The 20,637-nt window shown below is 39.1% G+C and carries 18 protein-coding genes and 1 riboswitch; of the genes, 4 read left to right on the top strand and 14 right to left on the bottom strand.

Annotated elements, in window-relative coordinates; genetic code table 11:
- Positions 1 to 3: 3 nt before the first annotated feature.
- The 9 genes from WKR92_RS11570 to WKR92_RS11530 all read right to left on the bottom strand — a co-directional run bounded on the left by WKR92_RS11570 (position 4) and on the right by WKR92_RS11530 (position 10,660).
- The gene (locus WKR92_RS11570) at positions 4 to 2,112 is read right to left on the bottom strand and encodes a protein-disulfide reductase DsbD family protein (protein ID WP_375557992.1); all 2,109 of its coding nucleotides are present in this window, start codon (positions 2,110 to 2,112) and stop codon (positions 4 to 6) included.
- A 1-nt stretch (position 2,113) separates the two neighbouring features.
- Entirely contained in the window at positions 2,114 to 2,719 is a 606-nt protein-coding gene (locus tag WKR92_RS11565) for a TlpA family protein disulfide reductase (protein ID WP_375557991.1), read from the bottom strand.
- 654 nt (positions 2,720 to 3,373) lie between these two features.
- Positions 3,374 to 5,644, bottom strand: coding sequence for a GH92 family glycosyl hydrolase (locus WKR92_RS11560; RefSeq protein ID WP_375557990.1), 2,271 nt, complete (start codon positions 5,642 to 5,644; stop codon positions 3,374 to 3,376).
- A gap of 61 nt (positions 5,645 to 5,705) precedes the next feature.
- Positions 5,706 to 6,575, bottom strand: a complete 870-nt coding sequence (locus WKR92_RS11555) for a DUF808 domain-containing protein (protein ID WP_375557989.1) — start codon at positions 6,573 to 6,575, stop codon at positions 5,706 to 5,708.
- A 131-nt stretch (positions 6,576 to 6,706) separates the two neighbouring features.
- Positions 6,707 to 7,096 carry a hypothetical protein gene (locus WKR92_RS11550; protein WP_375557988.1) on the bottom strand — a complete coding sequence of 130 codons (390 nt, stop codon included), beginning with the start codon at positions 7,094 to 7,096 and terminating at the stop codon, positions 6,707 to 6,709.
- Positions 7,097 to 7,144: 48 nt separating this feature from the next.
- The gene (locus tag WKR92_RS11545; RefSeq protein WP_375557987.1) at positions 7,145 to 7,759 is read right to left on the bottom strand and encodes a DUF3267 domain-containing protein; all 615 of its coding nucleotides are present in this window, start codon (positions 7,757 to 7,759) and stop codon (positions 7,145 to 7,147) included.
- A gap of 118 nt (positions 7,760 to 7,877) precedes the next feature.
- The gene (locus tag WKR92_RS11540; protein ID WP_375557986.1) at positions 7,878 to 9,560 is read right to left on the bottom strand and encodes a WG repeat-containing protein; all 1,683 of its coding nucleotides are present in this window, start codon (positions 9,558 to 9,560) and stop codon (positions 7,878 to 7,880) included.
- The gene (locus WKR92_RS11535; RefSeq protein WP_375557985.1) at positions 9,547 to 10,236 is read right to left on the bottom strand and encodes a hypothetical protein; all 690 of its coding nucleotides are present in this window, start codon (positions 10,234 to 10,236) and stop codon (positions 9,547 to 9,549) included. Before WKR92_RS11535 ends, WKR92_RS11540 begins: the two co-directional genes overlap by 14 nt.
- A gap of 97 nt (positions 10,237 to 10,333) precedes the next feature.
- Entirely contained in the window at positions 10,334 to 10,660 is a 327-nt protein-coding gene (locus WKR92_RS11530; protein WP_375557984.1) for a DUF4870 domain-containing protein, read from the bottom strand.
- A gap of 215 nt (positions 10,661 to 10,875) precedes the next feature.
- Here WKR92_RS11530 and WKR92_RS11525 point away from each other — a divergent pair, with 215 nt between their 5' ends.
- Positions 10,876 to 12,708 (top strand): transcriptional regulator, encoded by a 1,833-nt coding sequence (locus tag WKR92_RS11525; RefSeq protein WP_375557983.1) that lies wholly within the window; start codon positions 10,876 to 10,878, stop codon positions 12,706 to 12,708.
- A 43-nt stretch (positions 12,709 to 12,751) separates the two neighbouring features.
- Here WKR92_RS11525 and WKR92_RS11520 read toward each other — a convergent pair whose 3' ends face one another.
- Positions 12,752 to 13,330 carry a YdeI/OmpD-associated family protein gene (locus tag WKR92_RS11520; protein ID WP_375557982.1) on the bottom strand — a complete coding sequence of 193 codons (579 nt, stop codon included), beginning with the start codon at positions 13,328 to 13,330 and terminating at the stop codon, positions 12,752 to 12,754.
- 246 nt (positions 13,331 to 13,576) lie between these two features.
- On the opposite strand from WKR92_RS11520, the gene WKR92_RS11515 reads away from it, so the two are divergent.
- Complete coding sequence (locus tag WKR92_RS11515; protein WP_375557981.1) at positions 13,577 to 14,182, top strand: hypothetical protein; 606 nt, start codon at positions 13,577 to 13,579, stop codon at positions 14,180 to 14,182.
- A gap of 58 nt (positions 14,183 to 14,240) precedes the next feature.
- Here the strand turns inward: WKR92_RS11515 and WKR92_RS11510 are convergent, their stop codons facing one another.
- The 3 genes from WKR92_RS11510 to WKR92_RS11500 form a co-directional block, all read right to left on the bottom strand.
- Complete coding sequence (locus tag WKR92_RS11510) at positions 14,241 to 14,879, bottom strand: carboxypeptidase-like regulatory domain-containing protein (RefSeq protein WP_375557980.1); 639 nt, start codon at positions 14,877 to 14,879, stop codon at positions 14,241 to 14,243.
- A gap of 19 nt (positions 14,880 to 14,898) precedes the next feature.
- Positions 14,899 to 15,321 carry a glycosyl-4,4'-diaponeurosporenoate acyltransferase CrtO family protein gene (locus WKR92_RS11505; RefSeq protein ID WP_375558578.1) on the bottom strand — a complete coding sequence of 141 codons (423 nt, stop codon included), beginning with the start codon at positions 15,319 to 15,321 and terminating at the stop codon, positions 14,899 to 14,901.
- A gap of 160 nt (positions 15,322 to 15,481) precedes the next feature.
- Complete coding sequence (locus WKR92_RS11500; RefSeq protein WP_375557979.1) at positions 15,482 to 15,913, bottom strand: hypothetical protein; 432 nt, start codon at positions 15,911 to 15,913, stop codon at positions 15,482 to 15,484.
- 329 nt (positions 15,914 to 16,242) lie between these two features.
- On the opposite strand from WKR92_RS11500, the gene hflK reads away from it, so the two are divergent.
- Positions 16,243 to 17,274, top strand: a complete 1,032-nt coding sequence (gene hflK, locus WKR92_RS11495; protein ID WP_375557978.1) for an FtsH protease activity modulator HflK — start codon at positions 16,243 to 16,245, stop codon at positions 17,272 to 17,274.
- Positions 17,274 to 18,221, top strand: coding sequence for a protease modulator HflC (gene hflC, locus WKR92_RS11490; protein WP_375557977.1), 948 nt, complete (start codon positions 17,274 to 17,276; stop codon positions 18,219 to 18,221). Before hflK ends, hflC begins: the two co-directional genes overlap by 1 nt.
- A 19-nt stretch (positions 18,222 to 18,240) precedes the next feature.
- On the opposite strand, the gene WKR92_RS11485 is transcribed toward hflC, so the two are convergent.
- A complete protein-coding gene (locus tag WKR92_RS11485; protein ID WP_375558577.1) occupies positions 18,241 to 20,067 on the bottom strand; it encodes a BCCT family transporter in 1,827 nt (608 codons plus the stop codon).
- Between the two features lie 319 nt (positions 20,068 to 20,386).
- A riboswitch (TPP riboswitch) is annotated at positions 20,387 to 20,485 on the top strand.
- Positions 20,486 to 20,637: the final 152 nt, after the last annotated feature.

Genomic DNA, 20,637 nt, shown 5'->3' with positions numbered 1-20,637 from the left:
TTATTATTTTCTTTCATTAAAAGCCTCTGTTCCCTTCCTCAGGAACTCAGCATATTTTTGTATACTCAAATCAAATGCAGTGGGCGGTATAAGCTGCTGACCATTCCCATCCACAATCACATAAAAGGGCTGCGAGTTTGTTCCATAAACGGATGCCTGCATATCACTCCATTTTTGCCCAATACGAGTAATTTTCTTACCGCTGAACTCCGATGTGTATTTTTCAGATTCTTCTAATTCCGTTTTGTCATCGACGTATAAGGAGATCAATACATAGTCCGATTTAAGTTGACTCAGTACGGATGGGTCTGGCCAAACCGACGCCTCCATTTTACGACAGTTCACGCAACTCCAACCGGTAAAGTCGATCAAGGCCGGCTTATTTACTTGCCTCGCATAAGCAAGTCCTTCTTCATAATCGTAAAATGCATCCAGTCCGTGTGGAGCATGGAATAGATCTGCGTATTTCCTACCTGCAGATCCCGTTTCTTCGCTAACCGAGCCAAAGTTTCCGTAAGTAAGTTTATTTAAATCGAAATCCTGTGTCGGTTGCGGCGGCAGCCAAGCAGAAATCCCTTTCAGCGGGGCACCCCATAAGCCTGGAACCATATAAACGGTAAAAGAGAAAATTAAGATTGCGAAAAATAGACGTGGTAAGGAGACAATTTGAGCTTTATCCGCTTCTGACAGTCGCAACTTACCGAGAAGGTAAAAACCAAATAGTGCAAAAATGACAATCCAAATGGCCAAAAATACTTCTCGATCCAGTATACCCCAATGATAAGCTAGGTCGACATTCGACAGGAATTTAAATGCTAAAGCCAATTCAAGAAAACCGAGAGATACCTTCACTGTATTTAGCCAACCTCCCGACTTTGGCATCTCTTTTAGAAAAGATGGAAAGAGAGCGAAAAGAATAAAGGGTATAGCCAGCGCAACAGAGAAGCCCAACATCCCGATAGCCGGCCCTAAGAGCGAGCCTTTGGAGACTGCCTCGACTAATAAGTAGCCGATAATAGGTCCAGTACATGAAAAGGACACCAAAGCCAAGGTGAAAGCCATGAAGAATATACCGATCAGTCCTCCACGATTTGATTTTGCATCCACCTTATTTACAAAGCGCGATGGTAATGTAATTTCGAAAGCACCCAAGAAGGAGATTGCAAAAACGATGATTATCGCAAAAAAGAGTAAGTTAAAAAGTGCGCTACTGGCCGCTTCATTTAAGGCTGATGCACCGAACAGCAAGGTAATAATCATTCCCAACCCAACGTAAATAACGATTATCGAAATACCATATATAATCGCATTCCAGATCCCTTTCTTTCGGCTTCCGCTTTGCTTAGTAAAAAAAGAAGTTGTTAAAGGAACCATGGGGTAGATACATGGCATCAGAAAAGCTGCAAAACCACCTATTAAACCGGCAATAAAAATTCCCCAGAGTGAAGTACTCTCGGAAGAGTTATCTGCCGCAGAGGCACTTACTGTCTGCGCATTATCTGCTTGAACGATTTCATTCGGAAGCGAATCAGTTTCGCTTTTTAAGGAGTCTTGAACTGTTGTCGTTCCATCACTTTCTCGGTCATTGGAAATAGCCGACGCTGAATTCTGCGTCAGTTGTGGTTCCGGTGTTTCTTTATCGGTTGTCGTTGTAAACCCTGGGCTTTCAACGGAAACCTCAAAAGGAACCTCTTCCGGCGGGAGACAGTTTGTATCATTACATACCATAAATTCCAGAACTCCCGCAACCTTGACTTTCGGGCCAGATAGTTTTATTTTCTGCGAAAACCTGACCATCTCTTTATGCCATGCAATCTGCATATTAAAGTTCGGATCGAATGCAGAAACTGCTTCTGGACTTTCGGTCACTGAGCCAATCAGCGAATAGCCATTCTCGTCGAACTTAAAACTAGTCGGAATCGGCCCACCTTCATCAATAAACTGCGAGTAAACGTGCCATCCGCGTTCTATGGAGGCAGTAATCACTACCGTTGCCTCATCCCCACGGACATCTTCTATCGTCGTTTCCCAGTCGACTGGGTCATAAATTTGCGCATTCGCCTGCATAGCTCCTACTATTGTTAATAAGAGCATCCATATTATTTTCTTCATATCATTCAGCTGTTAACTTCGTCAAAAACTCCTTAAATTCGTTGTTTGAAAAGTCACCCATGCCCTCATGCTTGAAGACAACTTTGCCATACTTATTCAAAACCAGTGTAGTAGGAATGGCGCCGCTCATATAGGAAGACGGGATCGAACTTGCGGGTGTATACACCGGCAAATCAAAATCTCGTTTTTCCATAAACTTTTCCGATTTGCCACGGTTATTATCAACATCAACCATCATAAATACGACTTTGTCGTTATCTTTCAACTCGGAATAGAGCTTATTAATGGATGGCATCTCTGCAATACAAGGCGGACACCAGGTTGCCCAAAAATTAATAAAAACGACCTTGCCTTTTTGATCGGATAACTCAATCACATAGCCGGCGGGGTCTTTAAATAGAATTTCTTCGTTGTTCTCATTTGCACTAATACCCGCAGCCATTTCTTCTGAAGAACCATTAGGAACATCCGGTTGAAACAAGCCCACCTTCATCAGGTTTTGGGTAACCAAGCCCTTAAAATCAGGGCTAAACAACATAGCAAGTACAAAAATCACTAAGACTCCTGTAAAAATATTAGAAAGAGATATTTTATCTTTCAACTTCATTATTGTATTCATTATATAAATAGGGTTTGTTACGATATCTTAAGGATATCGGTCACTCGCATTTAATTATTTATCGATAAAAAATCAATGGAAACGTCGAGTGATCATATAATGATCGAGCGGTTTTTCAGAAAAAGTGGAACATCTCCATTTAGAAGACGTTTTCGCTCCGTTTTGAAGGGTGTCAAATGTAAACTCAACACCGATAAAGAAAGGTATAAGCTAATAACGGTTAACAGCGGAAGAAAAAGCAAATTCTTACCTGATTTTGAAAAATCTAAAAGGGCTGCCTTTGTTACTTTCCCATCAGCACAACGAAGGTCACCATACACAAATGACTTTGAACTCTTTGACTCTTGGCCCCCTATACTTGATTCAACCGGAGGATTTAGTACACTAGCTAAAAGACTACGAACTGGGCAAGTATTGATCATCATAAAAAACACGCACAGCATCAATGCTGAGGCTTTAAGTTTTAAAATAATGGATGAATTACCCTTCATATGATTTTGTTCCTTCGCTCACAAAAATAGAAAATTAAGTCCTTATATCCAAGATACTAGTTTATCGCCCATTAAACCCAGAACTAGCATTTTGATTGCAAGTAGAAATGCGGAGACCTTAGAAAGAGTGCGCAGCCTTTTGGGTATTTATTTATTCGGTACTAAAAGAATAAGGAACAGCATCTTCCGAAATGCCACGTTCTTTGTTTGGGCTCACCGCCATTTCAAACTTGATTTTTGCTCCATCCATCAGATCCGTATATTGGATATAGTTTCTGTCATAAACCTTACCATTCAGTTTCATTTGTTGCACATACGGCCCATCCAATCCTTGGTCGTCCGTAAGCAACTCTACCTTGTTTCCATTCTCTAGATGCAGAGTCACTTTGTCGAAAATTGGCGACCCAATCACATATTGGCCGGTCCCTGGTGCTACCGAATAAAAGCCCAATGCCGAAAATACATACCATGCAGAAGTTTGACCATTATCTTCATCGCCACAGTAACCATCTGGAGTCGGTTGATATAACTTATCCATGATTTTCCGAACCCAAAACTGACTCTTCCAGGGTTGTCCAGCGTAGTTGTATAGATAAGGCATATGCTGTATAGGCTGATTTCCGTGCGCATATTGCCCCATATTCATAACTTGCATTTCCCGCATTTCGTGAATCATGCTTCTGCTTTTCATCCCTTCATAACTGGGTATAACAAAAACGGTATCCAGCATCTGGACAAATTCCTTCTTCCCTCCCATCAAATCGATCAGACCTTGGGGGTCATGGAACACACAGAAGCTCCAGTGCCAAGAATTCCCCTCTGTATAATCCTTTGACCATGCACTGGGATCAAAGTCTGGTCTAAAATTGCCTTCTGTATCCTTTGGTCGCATGAGTTTGGTTTCCGGGTCAAACAAATTCCTGTAGTTCAAGGCCCGTTGTTTATAAACTTGAAGCTCTGACTCCGGACGCCCAATTGCTTTACCGTATTGATAAATACTCCAATCGTTAAAAGCGTACTCCAATGTCCTTGCCACATTTTGGTTAACACCTTCCCCATAGGGTATATAGCCCAGTTCGTTGTAAAGTTGATATCCTGTCCGGCCAGTAGCTGAAATATCAGGATGAACACTATTTGCTCCACTTTCCAGGGCCTCCCATAATAAGGCTTTGTCATAACCTTCCCGTCCGGTAATTAGTGCGTCTGCAACTACAGAGGCAGAGTTATTCCCAATCATCGATTCGCGATGTCCCGGACTTGCCCATTCAGGCAGAAAGCCGCTTTCCTTGTATGCATTAACCAAGCCCTCTTGCATTTGGTCGTTCATCGACGGATAGAGAAGGTTCAGAAGTGGGAAAAGACTTCGGAAAGTATCCCAGAATCCAGTATCGGTGAACATCGCTCCTGGCAACACCTTTCCGTTGTAAGGTGAATAGTGGTACCGCTTGCCTTCAGCATCAAACTCAGTGAAGTCGCGAGGAAACAGAGTCGATCGATAAAGTGCGGAATAAAATGTGCGAACTCGATCCAAATTATCGTCTTCAACCTCCACTCTCCCGAGCACTTCATTCCAGCGGTCACGTCCTTCTTGTTTAATTTCCTCAAAACTCTTCTCTAAAACCTCTTTCAAATTCAGTTCGGCCTGTTCAAAGCTAATGAAAGATGAGGCTACTCGTGCAGTAACAACCTCTCCTCGCGCAGTCCGAAAACCAACCATTGCGCCAGCGTGATCATCTTCAATCTCCCTTTCATCTTCCACTAATTCACCATTTCTGACCCCTCGATAGAATTCAACAGGCTTATCAAAAACGATGACAAAGTAATTCTTAAAGTTATCTGGCACACCACCTGAATTTCGAGTCGAATAACCTATTACCTTATTCTCCTCTGGAATAAACTTCACATATGATCCCTTGTCAAATGCGTCAATGACAAAAACGGCCGAATCGGTCTGAGGGTAAGTAATTCTGAATATATTGGCCCGTTCAGTCGGCGCAAATTCTGTTGTTATATCATAATCCGCCAGATAAACACTATAATAGTACGGTTTAGCGATTTCAGCTTTATGAGAAAACCAGCTAGCACGTTTTTCTTGATCAAACTCCAAATTATTAATCATCGGCATGATAGAGAACTGACCATAGTCGTTGTTCCAAGGACTAGGTTGATGAGTCTGCTTAAATCCTTTAATTTTATCAGCAGTATAGGTGTATACCCAACCGTCTCCCATATTCCCTGTCTGCGGCGTCCAGAAATTCATCCCCCAAGGGCGGGCGATAGCAGGATATGTATTCCCGTTAGAAAGTTCATATTTTGACTGTGTCCCAATCAATGGGTTGACATAGTCCACAGGCGAAAACTCCTGAGCCGAAACATATAATAAACCTATGGCAAAAAAGAAAGAAAGTAACGTTCGTTTCATAACTGATTATTTTGTATCCAAGGCAAGATAATAAAAATATGCTAAATGGAATTAGCAGGGCTTATCCTTTCTTCAATGCGGTTGTTACGATTTTAATAAGCGACATCAATCCCACTGCAATTGAACCTATGATAATTCCGAGAATCATGTCCTTTAATGTAGATGGAATAGCCGTCATAAAATCATGGAAGAATGGGACATTGTGAGAGAAAATACCTCCAGAAACTAGAAGCAAAGCAATCGTTCCAACAACACTCAAAAGCCGTATGACCATGGGTAGCGACTTAACTAACGATTCGCCAACGGTGTTTAAAAACCCTTTGTTCTCTGATTTTTTAATTAGCCTATAACCGGCATCATCCATTCGTACAATGAGAGCAACAATACCGTAAACACCAACTGTAGCCAGAAGAGCAACAATGCAGACGGTAAAAATCTGCACCTCTAACGGAGCTTCGAGTACAGAACCCAATGCTAGAAAGACTATTTCAATTGAAAGAATAAAATCCGTCGTAATAGCCGATTTGATCTTTAATTTCTCTTCAACTTGATTGTCACGATTATTCTCCTTTATAACCTCTGCCCCTTTTTTATTTCTGTGAAATATATACTCAACTATTTTCTCCATCCCTTCGTAAGCCAAATAAACACCACCAATAACCAGAATAAATTTGATAGCTACAGGAAGGAAAAAGTTTAGCAAAAATGCAACTGGGACAATAATAACTTTATTTAGGAGTGACCCTTTCGAGATGGCCCACAGAACAGGTAACTCGCGAGAAGAGAGAAAGCCGGTTGCTTTTTCTGCATTAACTGCCAAATCATCGCCTAAGATTGCTGCTGTCTTTCTAGTAGCAACTTTACTAGCCACAGCAACATCATCCATCAACGCCGCAATATCGTCCAAAACGGTAAAAACTCCAGAAGCCATATATTAATTTTTGTGGTAAATTTAGAGATTTCAAAAAAACCTTTACTATTAACTAAGGTTTTTTTTGGATTTCACTACCAAATAACATAACATCATAAAGATTTATCCTGTTAGTCGTAATATCCGCAACATCATTTTTTAACCTGCTTAGGACTAGTAAATAAAACAAAGCTAAATAGCAAGGCAAATATTAAATATATGACGGTCAATACCCAAAGATATTTTATCGTTGAATTGTTTATTACTGCTCTCACAAGCGCAAGACCAGCAATTACAAAATGAGAAAAGTTACCAATACAAAGCGGCCTCGCATATATCCCACCAATTAAAACAGTTTTAGCCATCCAGTTCATTACCGCAAAACCAAGATATAATGCTCCAGTGATTTGCACAAATAATCTTAAGATATCCGTTGGAGTCTGTTCAAAGGATCGTAAAATTTCATCTGGAAAAAAAGACGCAATAACTCCGAGTCCTCCCATTATTAGCGAGCTTGCTATCATTATTAATTTAGTATTCATTTTAAATTGATTTATCATTTATCCGTTGTGCACAACAGATGAACCCTGTCAGGAAACCGTTTCATCCTTGAAATAAAAATAGGTTTCCCCTTTCTCTCTCGAATCATAAGTGTGAATTTTCTTCAAATCATGCTTCGCAATAAAGTTCGCCGCGGCGAAATCGCCTCCACAAAACAACGTGTGAACAAATAATACCGCCAGACCAAATGGAATATATTCAGAGTATAGGAGCAACATCAACAAACTAACTCCTGTTATAATAACAAATGGAAAAAGAGCGACAAATCGGTAGCGGGTCCCATTAAACTCTTCCTGATCGGAACCGGCATAAAACAAGAATTTTGAAAATATAGCACCGAAATAAACATTCTTGGCGCCTGATAATTTATAAGCGAGACCATGCAGCAATTCATGTAAAATAATTAGAATTGTAAAGCAAAATAAAACCCCAGTGGTCACCTGAATTATAACGGTAAATTCTTGAGCTAAAAACATAAGACTGACTCCGTAACCGACAGCTACCGCGAAGAGGAAACCAAAACCAATCAAAAATGCTACATATGTATTTCTATAAAGCCCCTTGTCAGCCATTTGTTCCTTTGCAAACTCCTTGAACTTATTGTGAGCTACCTTTTTAATTAAATTGTTATGATTCCAGTTCATATAAGTGTTTGTTATAGATTCATTTGAAAGAGTCTCGATTAGCACCTCGTCCGATCTAGCTTCCAGCCAAAATTAATAAACTTGTTAGTGCTTCGTGCTTATTTCAAAAACAAATTCTTCATTCACTCCTAAACTGACGGTAGGGTACCATGCCTGTTTTCCTATCCAATGCCCATATAAAAATCAGATTTGCCAAAAATCTATTGGTCACCGTATATGAATTATCAGACACCTTAAGAACAACATAGTCTTTTCTCTTATTCATTGATATTTTTTTCACTTGAAGGGAATTGCTTTTTACTGCCAGGTACAGATTATCGACTTCCTGAAAGGGTTTAATCTCTGAATATACGCCTAGAGGAATCACAACCTCTCCTTTTTCAGTGAACAAACCCATATGCTCTATTACCCCATCATCAACTATTACCTCCTGCTTTACAATCAGTTGACCGGTTCTCAAGACGTCGATTTCCTTATATACAGACGGCAATATCACTTCTCCCTTCCAATTGATTAAGCCGTATTGATTAGGCGACCCTTCAACCGAATTAATATATTTAAATCCAACCTGGGTAATATCAGAAAGTGCCATTCTCATTTTTTCAAGAGTCAGAATTTTTTTCCCGCTCAAGGTATACACGTGTCCTTTTTCACGATCGCCCGCTGCAACACAAAACAAATCAAAAACATCATCTCCCTGAGCCCTATAAGTACCAGCGTAGTTTTCTTGCAAGTAAGAGATATCCGCTGTTATTGGAGCACTAATGGCACCATTCAGTAATCTAAAAAAAATATTTTCGGCGGGAATAATTATACTTGGTCCTTTTTTCAATCCTATTTTCCCCTCCTCATTGGTAAACAGATGGTAACCCAATCCTGCCAAATGATCCTCAATTTCATCGTGATTCATTACACCATACTGAAGACTTTCGTTATTCGAACCTAAGTCTTCCCGATTGTCCAACTCTTGGTTGTATAATATGCTTGCTACCTTCTTGACTTTTTGTGCAGCAACTAAATCAATGTTTTCGTCCAGAAAACTATCGATCCTGACGAGCTCCTTATGCGAGAAACCATCCGTATAGTTAGTTGAATTTCGAGACGCTAGTTTGTCGAACTTCTGATCATATATATCGTGTCTACCTTTTTCAGGCGAGAACTGATACGAATCTTCTTTAAATTGTTCGAAGAAGCTACCTTTATCGGCATCAATATCTTGATAAACAGTATAAAACGGGATGTTTTTATAAAATCTCTGTTGACCTAAATTAGGTTGATAAGTAATAATATAAGTGTAGCGGTGTGGAAGAATCTCTCTACCAGCACTATCAATGATCCCTTGAAAAAAAGTGCTATCTCGAGAAATATAATACCGATCGCCTTCTAATTCGTATGGCATTAGATCATAGTAACATGGTGGAATTACAAATTCCGCTTCTTTGTTGATGACACCGTAAAGTTCTCCTGTAGCTACCACCGCCCTTCCGCTTTTGAAACTATTAGCATAATCAAACTGAAAATCAATGACCACGTTGTTGTTTACATCGATATAGCCCCATCGTCCACCCTTTTCTACTGCAGCAAGCCCTTCTGAAAAACCACTCGCTGAACAATACATCGCCGATATACTTTTGGTACTGTCATATACGTTTATGAAGCCCCACGCTTCTTCAGAACACAGACCGAAGGAATCAATATCCTGAGCTTTTGACGGTAAAAACGCTATAAGTAAAACCAGCAAGACTGTGCCACGTTTGAGCGGTCGCCTACTTGTTTGTTGTGAGCACTTATCTTTTTTCATTCAAATTAAATTCCAACAAACCATCTTCTGAAACAAATTGCTTCGTATAGGCTTCTAGTTCCTTTGCTTTTACCGCACTTGTCTCCTCCTCAAAATCTGTACTATTCATCTGTTCCTTTGGCTTTGCATTCTTACTTATTTCGTTGCTTTTTGCGATATAGTATGTATCATTCTCGATTTTAACTACCTTAAACCAGCCAAATCCGCCCTGACTTCCCAAAACGTTGCCTTCTTCTTTGTACATCCTGTAACTCCCAAAGTAAATATCGCCCTCGGCAACTTGAGCTTTTTCCGTCATTCGTTGCTGATAAGCCTCCTTCTTGGCAGGCTCTTGCATACCTTCATATGCTAGGTAACCCAACAAACCAAAAGCAAATACAAAAAACAACCAACCGACAACTGTGAGTTTAAACGAACCTTTTTTAGGCGGCGTTTTGACTAATTCTACCTCAGCAAATTCATTCATCTCAGCCGACCATTTTCGCTTTGGAATACTTGTTCCGCCAGGTACTTGAAGATACTCTGTCAGGATCTTTTTGTGGGTCGACACAAAAAAAGCCATTCTACTTTCCTGCTGATACAAACTCAACATCATAGGGTTGTCAGCATTTTTTGGGTTCTCCAAATGCGACGCATCTACCTGTCTTACGTTTATTTTTGATATTCTAATCCACATTTTTATTAAGTTTTATGCTCTATTAAAAAAATTTCGAGATCACTTTGTTTAGTGACGAACTCGCTATTTTAAAGAAGAAAGTTTCCATTTATTATTCCTAAAAATTAAACATTCCTTCGAAGAGCTTCCCGATGATCGGAACCGGTTTCCGGGCTTCATTAGCTGCCGTTATAATCCCAAAAACAAGGAACACTATCGGCAGCAGCCCTACCAGAGCAAGAATGCTTCCCAGCGAAGGAACGACGGATATAACGATCGTAAGGAGAATGTTTAAAACAACTGCAAAGATAAATACGCCAAGTCCCTGACTCAGGTGATAAGAGGCCAGTTCGTTCTTTTGCTTACGCTGTTTATATTGTAAATAAGCTATCACCCATCCAATGATGGTGATATACGCTACGATTGAAATAGTTTTTGCTTTCATGCGAGTATCTTAAATTTGGATAAAAAAGTCTAGGACAAATTTATGGGTGCATTTTTCCTTAAGCAACTTTCCGACGCCTATGTAGCGACTACTAACTCTTAAACAAACATCTACAAAGCGTCTACAAAATCTGTATCTTTAATCAAGACAGGCCGTAATTATTCTATTTTTACCACATGAGATATTCCACGTTCGTATGCTCCTTACTTTTTTTGATGGCTCTATTTTCCTCGGTAGGTGGACGAGCACAATCTATAATTACCGATTCTTTGCATCTCGTTATAGATAGGTCCAGCACTTCAAACGGAGAACGTATAGAAGCTATGGCTCAATTATCCAAGATTATAGCTGCTCAAAATAAACTGCCAGAGGCATTGAAATTAGCTACAAAAGCACAGCAACTAAGTCACAGAGAAAAAGACGGACGATATGGTGTCTTGATTCAATCTACCTTGAGTTACCTGCATGTGCAACAAGACAGTTTAAAACTTGCCTTTCAGGCAATCGACAGTGCCGAACAATATCTTTCTCGTACATCTGATAAGATCATACAGGGACGCGTTCATTTTCGTAAGGGTTGGTTGGAGCACATTGTGGAAAATACCGATAAGGCTTATCAAGAAATGTTAGAAGCACTTCGCTTACTTGAAGGCGAAGATACAGATCTCTACAAGAGTAATATTTACCATTATCTCGCCGCTATACACGCTTATTGGGGAAACACTGATAAACAACTGCATTATACCAGGCTTTGTCGTGATGCGGCACGTAGAAGCGGCAATCCAGATGCTATTGCCAATGCTTATTTGAGTATGGGCACTAGTTACCTCTACCGTTTCCGTAAGGATAATAGCCAACGACAATTGTTAGATTCCGCAACTTATTTCTATCAGTCGGTATTAAGGTTAACTGATTCTCTAAAAAGTCGTATTACGCTGCCGAGCACAAGAGGTATTGCTGCTCTTAATATGGCTAACCTTTATTTTGAATTTTACCCGATATTCTATCAAGATAGCGCTGAAGTATACCTCAACGAGGCGCTTACTACCGGAAAGAAAATCAATAACGTCGAAATTATTGCCAACAGCTATGGAATTCTAAGCGAATTTGCACTAAAAGAAAACGACTATACCCGCGCCGAAGCACTCTTACAAATGGCGCTGACCGAAACCATTAACAGGCCAGGCGGCACTCGGTCAAAAGGTCGAATTACCAATGCTTTGGCTCGGGTGGCCGAGGAAAGTGGCAATCTTGGTAAGGCTTTAGACTATTACAAACAATACATGGAATACGACAAGGATTTGTTTGATAAGGAAAAACTATCCATCACTCAGCGGCTCGAAGCCCAATATCAATCTGAAAAGAAAGAACTTGCATTAGCAGCAACTAAACAAGAGGCTCTCTTCACTAAAAAGCTAAACCACTATTACCTAATTACGATCATTGCTGGCTTAATAGCGTTATTCTTTTTGTTTAGATCTTATCATTTCAAACTAAAATCCTCACAGCAAAAGCAACTATTGCTTACCGGAGAGAAAAATAAAGCTGAGCTTCAGACCAACCTCAAAATCGAAGAAACTGCTCGGCTGCAAGCTGAACGCGAACTTATGCAGGAAAGACTTAACCAACTGGAAAAAGAACTCCTCGCAGGCACCCTACAAGTCGCTGAAAAGAATACGCTTATGCAGGATCTAAAGGACAAATTAAGTCTCTTAGATCGCAATGACCCATTGTATCGACAAATTGACCGGCTGATTTCCAAAAATCATGATATGGACAAAGGTTATGACAACATCAGAACCGAGCTATCTGAGATAAGTCCCGACTTTATTGCCGGTCTTCAGCAAAAGGCAGAAAACAAACTAACGCGTCTCGACTTAAAATACTGTTCATATATCCTGATGGGACTTACCAATAAGGAAATAGCTCTTAAGCTGAATGTCGACCCGAAAAGTATCAGAATGGCACGCTACCGAATCAAACAAAAGTTGAATTTACAAAAAGAGGAAAGTCTCGATCACTTTATCAGTAAGTTAGGCATTAATTAGGTAATGATGATCCTACTACTTTATTATAAATATCTTTTCTTCGTCAAAACTGCTTAGGCTTCTTATTTTGTCCAGCACATTCAGCTACCTCATCAATACGTTTTTGGCGAGTTTCCGGTCGTTTAGCAAGTACAATCCATTGTAACATCATTTTCCTCACCGACTTACTCAGACTTATAAAATAGTCTTTCGAGCCCGTATAACTTTCAAATGCTTTCTCCAAGTCTGGTGGGATTATCAGCTCTTCAACTTCGTCCAAGATCGTCCACGAGCCATTCAGTTTCGCGTTCTTAATGCTTCCGTAGCCCGACTCTGTCATGAGGCCGTTATCAATTAACTCTTGTACTTTTTCTTTGTTGACTTTCGACCATGTACTTTTACGCTTACGTTTACTGAACAATTGCTTAAAAGAAAACTCGTCGATCGTTTTTCTTGTACTGTCAATCCAACCAAAGCAAAGCGCTTCTTCAACTAATTCACCCCACGGAATGACAGGTAAATTAGATTTTTGGTTATTACACACGAGCCATACAGATTGCTTGGATTGATGATTCTGTGCTAACCATTGTCGCCATTCAGCTCTTGTATTTACATGGATTACTTCCCTATCTTCTGCGTGCATTTAGATTTATTTTTTAGTTTCTACAAAACTACATCGCATCTATGACAACCGTATGTCAAGAGTATCGTGTGAAAGCATGGTAGAATGCTGATGCCATCCGCTGGGGTGCCTGTACTAAGCACTACTTTTAAAATCGATATATTTATTTATTTTTATGCTCCAAAAATTTGCAGGCATCAACACTTGTTTAAAGTTAACAGTAAAAAATTAAAGGAATAACAATCAATTAAACCCAAATCAAAACACATGAAAAAAATATCAAGAATAGCCCTTGGCTTTTATGCAGGATTAGTAACTGTGGCTTTTTTAATTCTATCCTATTCTTTCAGATCCTTAAACCAATCTTTTGAAGAAATTACAGTTAAACGAATTAACATTGTCGATGAGAACGGCGTCAACAGAATGGTATTATCTAATCAGGAACGAATGGAGCCACCAATCATTGCCGGCAAAAAATACAAACGAGTACTAAGCCCTGCCGGAATTATTTTTTATAACGAAAAAGGTGACGAAGCCGGAGGCATCGCACTTTCTAAAAACCCAGAAACCAGTATATATGCTTTGGCTTTGGATTATGATAATGCAGATGCCATCGGGATACTAACCCAACAGAACAACGATGATAGTTATCGGTCAGGTTTGATAATCAATGACAAAGACATATCAGGCAAAGTTGGAAGCAACATCAACAGGATAAATTTAATGTCCGACAATGGAAATTCTAGCTTAGTTATTAATGGGCCGGATGAAAAGCCAAGAATAATCATCTCAGTCGATAGCATTGGGAACCCTTTATTTAAGATAATGAACAAGGAAGGTGAAATTATTAAGGAGATTAACACCAACGGTTAAAAGCAGAAACGCCTTAGAAGCTAAATAGTGCTAACTTTTAATAATCAACTCCTTGATATTATTTTTTTTGAATAAACATCGGTTTAATCCAATAAAACAACCAAAATAGTATAGCAGCTACAGGAACTACCACCTTTATGGTAAAAGGATAATAATTATGATGCAATAGAAAAAAAGGGCCATGGATAAAATCAAAACCAACTGAACCATCAATATATACGATGTTAAACACACAGCTCATGAAGACAAGCCCCAAAAACCATAGATACTTATATCGAATACGATTAAATAAAACGAAAATAATAGTTACAAGATTTAGTAATGAAATCCCCAAATTAATGAAGTAGAAAAGCGTGACGCCTTCCGAAGGAAACTGAACGGCTTTCTCTCCCCGCTCCAGAGAAATGCTTGTCCGGCTCTTGCTACCCGGATCACCGAAGTTGACATACTGACTTTTAAAACCGTCCTTTTCAATTATTATTTCTACATCAGAAAAAACATGACCACCTGTAAGATGCTTATCAAACACGAAAGTTCCTGATGAGTCCGTCACAACGGTATCGATAGTCTTTAAAAATACCTTAGCTTGCCCTAGTGGTTCTCCGGTTGAGCTGTCGTTAACAACGCCTTCAATATAGTAACCTGTATGACAGCTACACAGAATTAAACAAATCGATATGTACAGAAGAAATCGCATTATCAATCATTCGTTGAAATCAATTGGTGCCACAGTAGGATTTATTGCAATCCACTGCTTCCATCAGCCTATCAATCCGTCGTTTGTGTTCCTGTTGTAATAGAGACGGGTATAAATTCATTAAAACATTCACAATCATAATTACAAACCCATGCCAATAGCTATCGGAAATACTTTTGTATAAGGCAAAAAACACCACAAATATAAAGGCAATTAAATGGCTAATTTCAGCAATAGTCATTTCCTTGCGTACCTCAGTCAAATCTGTGTTTTTATTATTCAACTTAATTTTTTGATTGAAGACTTTAAAAAAAGTGTTCTTCACGATCCATCTGAAATACCCGAGACCAATATTTTTATTTAGCATTTTACTTTTAATAAAATTCAGATTGGACAGCTTGTTGTAAAATTCAGTTTTCACGAGAATACTATTAAGTAACATGCCCACAATCCACGAAATAAACGACATCGATATTCCGGATATAATATATTTAATCAACATTTGTTAAAACTTGTAATGGTTTAAAAACTTGGCAAACGCACTCAAAAGCAATGCTTAGCTGCTAAGTTAATAAAAAAATCGATCGTGACCCTTAGACACCTCACTGTTTTTTATTGGACAATAATGCCCCCGTTTCCATTTCCTTAATTGATCGAAAAGTCCTGTTCGGGACGTTAAAAAAAACACCAAAGGCCGTCCCTCCAACCAGGTAGCAAATAACGTCCCTATAATCCGCTGTAAATAAAGAGCTCCAAACCGGGAATAATAACTCAACTAAAACAGACACCGAAACGACTACACCAAATATATGATACCAAGATAAAACATATTGCGAACCCTTTCCGAACACAAAGCGCCGTTCAAGAAGGATTAATTGGAGCAAAATCGGCAAAAATAAAAGAGGGTCGAGATACGAATCTACAATCGGCACGTGGACACCTAGGATTTTTTGTAGAATCTGATGTATGAGCGCTAGTCCCACCGCTCCCAAAAACCATGGTCGCAACAACATCGCTCCTATTTCGTCACTCATAACGCAATCAAGAAAATGAGTAACAGCACAACAATTAAAATGGGCGAGCATAAAATCAATAGCAATACCAACGGTAGCTTCGCAATACTTTTAAGAATCTGCAAAAGCCAATGATCATTAGGATTCGGCTTTAGCCACCTCCAGAAATCATTAACCAAATCTTTTATCTTCGAAACAATTACCCCAATAAGGGACTGCTTTTCACCATTGCTCATTTAATACAAAATTAACTTTAATTCACTAATCGTATAGCAGTATCCTGTTTAATATTTGTACATTTGCGCATCACGACCAAGATAAACTTTCTATTCAAGATTAAAAAACTATAAATGTACAACAATGAAGATCCCGGATATGAAATTCCGGAGACTGCAAGAAGAATTAAAGATATAATTAGCCGTTATTTAAGGATCATTGTAATTGGAGTATTCGTACTCATTTTAGCTTTTGCGTCCTTATTTCAAATTGAACCCGAAGAAGTAGGTGTAATCACCCGTTTTGGGAAATACATACGAACCGTAGATCCGGGTCTGAATTTAAAAATACCCTTTGCAGAAACTCTCTACAAGGTCCCGGTAGAAAGACAACAGAAATTGGAGTTTGGCTTTCGGACGACCGATACACGTTCCCAAAAAACCAGTTATAGTAAAGGCAGTGCAGCAGAAGAATCCCAAATGCTTACTGGAGATCTCAATCTGGCTGATGTAGAATGGGTAGTCCAATACCGAATTGATAATCCCTACAATTATTTATTTAACGTAAAAAACCCGGAAACTACCTTGCGGTATATGTCTGAAGCGGCCATGCGCCTGGTAGTGGGTGACCGGACCGTAAATGAGGTGCTAACCGTTGGAAGAACAGAAGTCGCCAACGAAGTTCTTCTACTTGTTCAGGAGTTAAGCAATGAGTATTCCATGGGACTAAAGATTGATCAAGTAGTCTTGCAGGACGTAAATCCTCCGGATGCTGTTAAGGCAGCATTCAACGCCGTAAACCAAGCGCAACAAGAAAGATCAACATTGATTAACGAAGCTGAATCTGAATACAATAAGGTAATCCCAAAAGCAAAAGGACAAGCAAAGGAGACCATCCAGAAAGCAGAAGGTTATGCAGCAGAACGGCTAAATAATGCACGAGGAGAAGTTTCCAGGTTCAATGACCTTTACAAAGAGTATGTCAAGGCTCCTGAGGTCACTAAAAGAAGACTCTACCTTGAAACAATGAACAGAGTGCTCCCTAAACTAGGAAATAAAATCATTACAGACGGCAAGGGGAATAATGTACTTCCACTTTTACAGATGCAAATGCAAAATCAAAGCATCCCAGCAAGTCAAACTCAGGATACGCAAAAACAAAATTAATGATGTCAAGAAACAAACTTATCATATCCGGTATCGCATTAATAGTTCTACTTGTCGGCCTTCTATCAAGCACCTATATAGTCAATGAAAAAGAGCAGGTTGTCATTACCCAATTTGGCCGGCCCATAGGCAGTGCAGTCACTACTCCGGGAATAAACTTTAAAATCCCATTTATTCAGGATGTCAATGTTTTTGATAAACGTTATCTCGAATGGGATGGCGATCCCAATCAAATCCCTACAAAAGACAAGAAGTTTATTTTTATAGATACTTATGCGCGTTGGCAGATCACTGATCCTCTACAGTTTTATAAAAGATTGACCAATGAAAGAGGAGCCAAATCTAGGCTAAATGATATCTTGGACGGCGAAGTTCGAGATTATATAGCCAACCACGACTTAGTTGAAGCCGTGCGAAATAGTAATAGGGAATCAAAAGTAACGGATACACTCACGGAGCCGTCCACGGACACCTTGATCAACATTAAGATTGGTCGAGAGAAAATAGAGAAAATGATTTTAAAAACAGCGAACAAAAGAGCTTCGGATTTGGGCATTGTTATTCTGGACTTCAAGATTAAACGATTAAACTATGTAGACGAAGTGCGCGAAAATGTATTTCAAAGAATGAATAGTGAGCGCTTCCGGATAGCGGATAAATTTCGTTCTGAGGGACAAGGAGAAGCCTCTCGAATTAATGGTGAAAAAGTAAAAGACTTGAAAACCATACAATCCAAGGCCTTTGAACAGTCGGAAAAGATAAAAGGTAAAGCAGACGCTGAGGCTGCGGGCATTTATGCCAATGCATACAACCAGTCGTCTCAAGCAAAAAGTCTCTATGCATTTTTGAAATCAATGGAAACCTTCGAAAAAACCTTTGATAAACATACGTCTATTATTATCTCCACAGATAGTGAAGTATATAAATACCTGAAAACTATGCAGTAACATCTTCAATCAAACAACTTTATTTTTTATTACTATTACTACTGATAAACATCTCATTGCGCTCTTCCGAAACAATGGTTAAAAATCGTTCGTAATGTTTTAGCACATCCGAAATCAACTCATTCTTTGTAAAGTATTGAATATCGTAACCTTCTCTTGAATCTCCAAAATAAGCCATCGGTATATATCTTTTATTCTCATCGACATCTGGAAGGTTATCTTCATTCACTAAGTATTCAGATACCGATTTCGATTGGCTCCTTACACCGTAAATAAAATTGTTAACTATATCGTACTGGATTTCAATCTCAACTTTCATTGGATTTTTGGATGAATTAATTCTAGCTTCAATTCCATTATCAGAAAACTCTTTTTGAAGTTCTACGAAAGCATTCCGCACCGTCGTTTCGATAAACTCATCAACGGAACGTCGATCCCTTAAAGAAACGATACGCTTCAAGCGCTCTTTCCAACGTTCACCCGACCAAGGCATAGCCGACATTGAAAAACTCCGCTCGTAGTAATCCCTGTCAATAATAACTGCTTTCATTAAACTAACGATAAATAGGAGCATAATGATAGAAAAAGGCAGCGCAGTAATAAGAGTCATACTTTGGAGTGCATCCAAACCGCCAGCATTTAACAACAATAACGCTAACATTGCGAGCGATATCCCCCAAAACACAACCTGCCATTTCGGAGATTTCTTAGCATTTTTTGTTGCTATATTATTCATCACAAAGATCCCAGAATCAGCAGACGTTACAAAGAAAATTATGATGATTGCAATAACAACGAAACTGACTATAGAAGAAAGTGGCAGGTATTCCAAAAACCTGAACATCAACGCGTCTGGATTAGATGCTAACTCACTCAGCTTACCCATAGCTACATTTCGATCGAACCAGACAGCACTGTTTCCAAAAATAGTCATCCAGAAAAAGTTGAATACGCTCGGTATGATTAATACAGCCCCAACAAACTCGCGTATTGTTCTGCCTTTAGAGATCTTAGCAATAAATAACCCGACATACGGAGACCATGAAATCCACCATGCCCAATAAAGAATAGTCCAGTCATAGAACCATGGCAGAGTTTCCTCTTCATAGACATGCGTGCTAAAAGTAAGATTGAAAAAGTTGGTTATATAGGTACCTAATCCCTCTGTGAAACTTCCAATAAGATAAACAGTTGGTCCGGCAAACAACACGAATAACAAAAGACAAATAACACTGACAATATTAATATTACTTAATATTCTTATCCCTTTGTCTACGCCGGAGACTGCCGATGTAATAGAAAGAGAAACCAATACTCCAACAATTAAAACCTGATAAACAAAGCTAGTGTCAGGGACAATGCCAAGCACCTCTAAACCGGAATTCACCTGAACCACGCCAAAACCCAGCGTTGTCGTAATACCAAAAAAAGTACTACAGAGTGCGAAAACATCTATTGCATCGCCCCATTTCCCATAGATCTTTTCTTTTAATAATGGATAAAACCCACTTCGTAAAGAAAGCGGGAGACGATAACGATAAGCGAAATATGATAATGAGAGCCCGATGATAGCATAGATTGCCCATGCATGTATACCCCAATGAAAAAAAGTGTAAAGTTGCGCGTTTTTCTCCCGATTGATATAATCATTTGAAGCAAACACATCGGAAGAATAATGCTGCATGGGTTCCGCAACTCCAAAATACATCAGCCCAATCCCCATTCCAGCAGCAAACAACATCGAAATCCACGAGAAAAAAGAATATTCAGGTTTACTATCATTGCGTCCGAGCCGTATTTTCCCAAACTTGCTGAACATGAGGTAAATTAGAAAAACAACAAATATTGTTACTGCCTAAACATACACCCAGTTCAAATTGACGAAAATAAAGCTCTGGATACTACTCAATAGCCCTTTCGTCACTTCTGGAAAAAAAACAGATATTAACGAGATCGCCGATATAAAAACAATACTGGGTAAGAATATACCTCGTTTTAATGAAGTTTTCAGCATATAACAAACTTAGTTCTTTTTTCTTACATCCCCCGCCATGCGTTAAGGCTATAGTGCATTAATGGTGCTGATAAAACTAACAATATTTTTGTGGGATTTACATTTTTTTTTATTTTACAAAAACCCTTTTATTTCACGATTGTAAATACTCATATACATGCAAGGGGTGCTCGATTTAATTTGAGCTGAGAAAATACCCTCAGAACCTGAACTGGTTAATACTAGCGTAGGAAGCGTGTTTTGTAATATTCATATATTACGGTGTAAATCGTCAGCAAAAAGTGGACATGATAATTTAGAATCTTAAGGAGTGTTTTCATCAAAAAAGATTAGATTTAATTATGGGAACACCGAAGAAAAAGAGTACGGAATCATTTGTCAAGGACATTCGCAGGCAGACGC

It is taken from the genome of Albibacterium profundi (genome assembly GCF_042159835.1).
GTDB classification, from domain to species: Bacteria; Bacteroidota; Bacteroidia; order Sphingobacteriales; family Sphingobacteriaceae; genus Albibacterium; species Albibacterium profundi.
This window is presented reverse-complemented; position numbering and strand designations above follow the sequence as displayed.

Excerpts from the sequence above, each read along its gene's own strand:
- WKR92_RS11570 (WP_375557992.1), bottom strand. The coding sequence starts at position 2,112 with ATGAAGAAAATAATATGGATGCTCTTATTAACAATAGTAGGAGCTATG.
- WKR92_RS11565 (WP_375557991.1), bottom strand. The coding sequence starts at position 2,719 with ATGAAGTTGAAAGATAAAATATCTCTTTCTAATATTTTTACAGGAGTC.
- WKR92_RS11560 (WP_375557990.1), bottom strand. The coding sequence starts at position 5,644 with ATGAAACGAACGTTACTTTCTTTCTTTTTTGCCATAGGTTTATTATAT.
- WKR92_RS11555 (WP_375557989.1), bottom strand. The coding sequence starts at position 6,575 with ATGGCTTCTGGAGTTTTTACCGTTTTGGACGATATTGCGGCGTTGATG.
- WKR92_RS11550 (WP_375557988.1), bottom strand. The coding sequence starts at position 7,096 with ATGAATACTAAATTAATAATGATAGCAAGCTCGCTAATAATGGGAGGA.
- WKR92_RS11545 (WP_375557987.1), bottom strand. The coding sequence starts at position 7,759 with ATGAACTGGAATCATAACAATTTAATTAAAAAGGTAGCTCACAATAAG.
- WKR92_RS11540 (WP_375557986.1), bottom strand. The coding sequence starts at position 9,560 with ATGAAAAAAGATAAGTGCTCACAACAAACAAGTAGGCGACCGCTCAAA.
- WKR92_RS11535 (WP_375557985.1), bottom strand. The coding sequence starts at position 10,236 with ATGTGGATTAGAATATCAAAAATAAACGTAAGACAGGTAGATGCGTCG.
- WKR92_RS11530 (WP_375557984.1), bottom strand. The coding sequence starts at position 10,660 with ATGAAAGCAAAAACTATTTCAATCGTAGCGTATATCACCATCATTGGA.
- WKR92_RS11525 (WP_375557983.1), top strand. The coding sequence starts at position 10,876 with ATGGCTCTATTTTCCTCGGTAGGTGGACGAGCACAATCTATAATTACC.
- WKR92_RS11520 (WP_375557982.1), bottom strand. The coding sequence starts at position 13,330 with ATGCACGCAGAAGATAGGGAAGTAATCCATGTAAATACAAGAGCTGAA.
- WKR92_RS11515 (WP_375557981.1), top strand. The coding sequence starts at position 13,577 with ATGAAAAAAATATCAAGAATAGCCCTTGGCTTTTATGCAGGATTAGTA.
- WKR92_RS11510 (WP_375557980.1), bottom strand. The coding sequence starts at position 14,879 with ATGCGATTTCTTCTGTACATATCGATTTGTTTAATTCTGTGTAGCTGT.
- WKR92_RS11505 (WP_375558578.1), bottom strand. The coding sequence starts at position 15,321 with ATGTTACTTAATAGTATTCTCGTGAAAACTGAATTTTACAACAAGCTG.
- WKR92_RS11500 (WP_375557979.1), bottom strand. The coding sequence starts at position 15,913 with ATGAGTGACGAAATAGGAGCGATGTTGTTGCGACCATGGTTTTTGGGA.
- hflK (WP_375557978.1), top strand. The coding sequence starts at position 16,243 with ATGTACAACAATGAAGATCCCGGATATGAAATTCCGGAGACTGCAAGA.
- hflC (WP_375557977.1), top strand. The coding sequence starts at position 17,274 with ATGATGTCAAGAAACAAACTTATCATATCCGGTATCGCATTAATAGTT.